The organism is Brevundimonas sp. AAP58 (assembly GCF_001295975.1).
Lineage (GTDB): Bacteria > Pseudomonadota > Alphaproteobacteria > Caulobacterales > Caulobacteraceae > Brevundimonas.
This window is the reverse complement of record NZ_LJHU01000033.1, coordinates 1-3,362: the sequence shown is the minus strand read 5'-3', so window position 1 is coordinate 3,362 and position 3,362 is coordinate 1. Positions and strand designations below refer to the sequence as shown.

Genomic DNA, 3,362 nt, shown 5'->3' with positions numbered 1-3,362 from the left:
GAAGTGGGACGAGCCGGTGCGGACCTATCTGCCGGGCTTCACCCTGTCGGACCCCTTCATCGGCGAGCGGATCACGGTGCGTGATACGCTGAGCCACCGGGCGGGCTTCGGGCTGGGGGCCGGCGACCTGCTGTTCTGGCCGAACTCGGACCGGACGCGCGCCGAAATCATGGCGGCGGTCCCCCATGTGCCGATCGAGGACGGGTTCCGGGCCAACTATCACTACTGCAACCTGATGTTCGTGGTGGCCGGCGAGGTGATCGCGGCGGTTTCGGGCATGCCGTGGGAGGCCTTCGTCCAGACGCGCATTCTGGACCGGGTCGGCATGACGGAGACGGTGCCGTTCACCAGCTTGGCCGATCCGGCGAAGTCGGCCCTACCGCACGGGCGGATCGGGCCGCCGCTGCGGTATCAGGGGGCGATGACGCTGCTGAGCGAGACCATCGCCGGCATCTGGAACTGGGACGCGGCGGGAGCGGCCGGCGGTTTCTGCTCCACGCCGGCGGATTGGGCCAAGTGGATCCAGGTGCGGCTGGCCATGGGCGCGCTGCCTTCGGGTGAGCGGCTGTTCTCCGAGGCGCGGGCGACCGAGATGTGGCGGCCCAACATCATCAGCGGCTCCTCGCCGGGGCCGACGGCGGAACTGCCCGGGAGGGCCATCGCCACGACCTATGCCATGGGCTGGTCGGTGCAGGACTATCGCGGCGATCGGCTGATCAGCCACGGCGGCGGGTCGCCGGGCGGGATTTCGGCGACGGTGTTGCTGCCGGGGCGCAACGCCGGGTTCGCGGTGTTCTCGAACGCCGAGGAGAGTCTGTTGCTGCGGGCGCTGCGAAGCGGGATCGCCGATATCGTCATGGCCAGGACCGGCTTCGACTGGATCGCGGACTCCAAGAGGCTGGAAGGCGAGGGGACGACCCGCTCCCTCGCCGCCGCCGTCGAGATCGACGCCAAACAGGCGGCGGGCGCGGCGCCGTCGCTGCCGTTGCCGGCCTATGCCGGAACCTGGCGCGACCCCTGGTACGGGGACATCGTCATCGAGATGCGCGACGGTCGGCCATGGCTGAGGTTCACCCGCACGCCGGCGCTGCAGGGGCCTCTGGAGCCCTATGACGGCGAGATGATGCGGACCCGCTTCCCCGACAAGCGCGAGGAGGACGCCTTCATCACCTTCGAGCTGGAGAATGGCCGGCCGGTACGGGCGACGATGAAGGGGGTCAGCCCTGACATCGACTTCAGCTACGACTATCAGGACCTGAGGCTGACGCGGGTCTGAGGGTCTCCGGGGAACCGCGAAGCCTGAACGACGCTTCATCGGGCCGCCGGAATATGGTCAGGGTCGTGTCATGGCCGCGCCGCGACGTCCCGCCATGTTCAGCACGATCACGAACGATTCCCGCATGGGAAAAGGTAAACACATGACGCTGTCCCGCAGAGATCTCGGCTTCGGTTTCGCCGCCATTGCGGCGCTGGCGGCCCTGCCCGCTTCGGCCCAGTCCGGGCTGTCGGAGGCCGATCGGGCGGTGCTGAACCAGGCGCAGTCCTATCTGCAGAACCTGACCTCCGCCCAAGGGACCTTCGTCGAGACCGGCACGGGCGGCCAGCGGCGCGAGGGGCGGTTCTATCTGCAGCGGCCGGGCCGTATGCGCTTTGAATACACCACGCCCGCAGGGTTGCTGGTCGTGTCGGACGGATCCAACGTGAAGCGTTGGGACCCCCGACTGGAGGTGTTCCGCCAGGTGCCGCTGGGCCAGACGCCGCTGTCGACCTTCCTGGCGAGGAACGTCCGGCTCGATCAGGGCGTGACCATCGAGCGAGTGACGCGGATGCAGTCTGGTGCCTTCGCCATTACCGCGCGCGACGCCCGCCGGCCGCGCGACGGGCAGGTGATCCTGGCCTTCGCCGGCAATCCGCTGCGGCTGCAGGAGTGGACCATCACGGACGCGCAGGGCGCGCGGACGCGGACCCAGCTGACGACACTGGAGCCGGCTTCAGGTCTGGCGGCCAGCCTGTTCCGCCTGACGGACCCGACACGGCGGCCGGGACGGAATTGACGAATTCATGATTCGTTGACCGTGTTCGGATGAACACAGGCAAGCTCTCGTCGTCTGCATTTGACTCTTTCCGCTTGGCGTGACACTTTCGACACAGGACGGCGGCCCCGTCCTTCGCCTTCGGACCTCATCCCCTCCCGACGGCGGCGAGAGAGATATCCTCCAGCCCCCGGCGCCGGCGCCGGGGGCTTTTTTCGTTCCGGAACGGTCGCGCATGCGAAAGCCCTTGGAAAGCGGGTCGGGGCGCGCTAAGTCTGCCTTGTCTCCCACCCAATCCGCACCTTCTCGATCCGTTCAAGGATCGGCGACGCGCGGGCCGGGTCGCGCGTGAGGGTCCGAAGGTTTCGGGCGGACCACGCCGGGCGACGACGGTCTTTCCGATCACATCGCCAGTGGGGATCCGACCCCAGCGACCGCGAGCGGCGACCGGACCAGGAACAGCGGCCTTACCCCCACGCCAGACGCCTTGGGGACGCCGACCAGCACGGACGTTCGATGAGAGATTTCAAGGGCATGAAGCGCCAGCGCGGCCGCAACCGGAAACCGGGCGGCGGCAATGCGAACGCGGCCAATCCGAACCGTTCGTGGGACTCGCAAGGGCCTGAGAACATCAAGGTCCGGGGCAACGCCCAGACCGTCTATGAACGCTATCAGCAGCTGGCGCGGGACGCGGCGTCGTCGGGCGACCGGGTTCTGGCCGAGAACTATCTGCAGCACGCCGAGCACTATTTCCGCGTCCTGAGGGCGCTGCAGCCGCAGCGTCCGGTGTCGGAGATCGCGGCGCGCGAGCTGTCCAACCAGGGCTTCGACATCGACTTCGAGGACGAGACCGGGGCCCAGGCCGCCGCCTTCCTGGCCGCCGCCCAGCAGCAGGCCGAGCGCGAGGCGCGCCAGCAGGCCGAGGCCGAGCAGCGCGAGAGCCGCGAGCCGCGCGAACCCCGCGAGTGGCGCGACCGCGACCAGAACCAGAACCGGGATCAGAACCGCGAATGGCAGCCGCGCGAGCCGCGTGACGGCGAACCGCGCGCCGAGGGCGAAGGTCGTCCCGAGGGGGGACGTCGCGAGACGCGCCGTGAACGCTGGGAGCGCCGCCGCGAGGAACGCAACCGCCGCTTCCAGGCCGAGGGCGGCGTGGGCGAGGCGCCGGACGATCGCGGTTCGGCCGACCAGGGTGGCGGTGAATTCGACGACGCGCCGCCTGTGATTTCGGCTCCGGTGGAGACCGTCGCTGAAGAGACTCCGGCGCGCGAGGAGCGTCCGGCCCGCCGGACCCGCGCGCCGCGCGCCGAACAGGCCGCGACCGACGAT

At 69.4% G+C, this 3,362-nt stretch carries 3 protein-coding genes; all 3 read left to right on the top strand.

Annotation, left to right across the window (positions count from 1 at the left end; all coding sequences use genetic code 11):
• On the top strand, positions 1 to 1,276 hold a 1,276-nt coding region (locus IP78_RS04870), incomplete at its 5' end, for a serine hydrolase (RefSeq protein WP_054110585.1).
• 142 nt (positions 1,277 to 1,418) lie between these two features.
• On the top strand, positions 1,419 to 2,054 hold the full coding sequence (locus tag IP78_RS04865; RefSeq protein WP_054110584.1) for an outer membrane lipoprotein carrier protein LolA: 636 nt from the start codon (positions 1,419 to 1,421) through the stop codon (positions 2,052 to 2,054).
• 495 nt (positions 2,055 to 2,549) lie between these two features.
• Positions 2,550 to 3,362 (top strand): DUF4167 domain-containing protein (locus IP78_RS04860; RefSeq protein ID WP_082384849.1); only part of this gene is annotated, 813 nt, incomplete at its 3' end.

What these genes read in the sequence shown, in the direction of transcription:
- IP78_RS04865 (WP_054110584.1), top strand. Translation starts at nt 1,419, where the DNA reads ATGACGCTGTCCCGCAGAGATCTCGGCTTCGGTTTCGCCGCCATTGCG.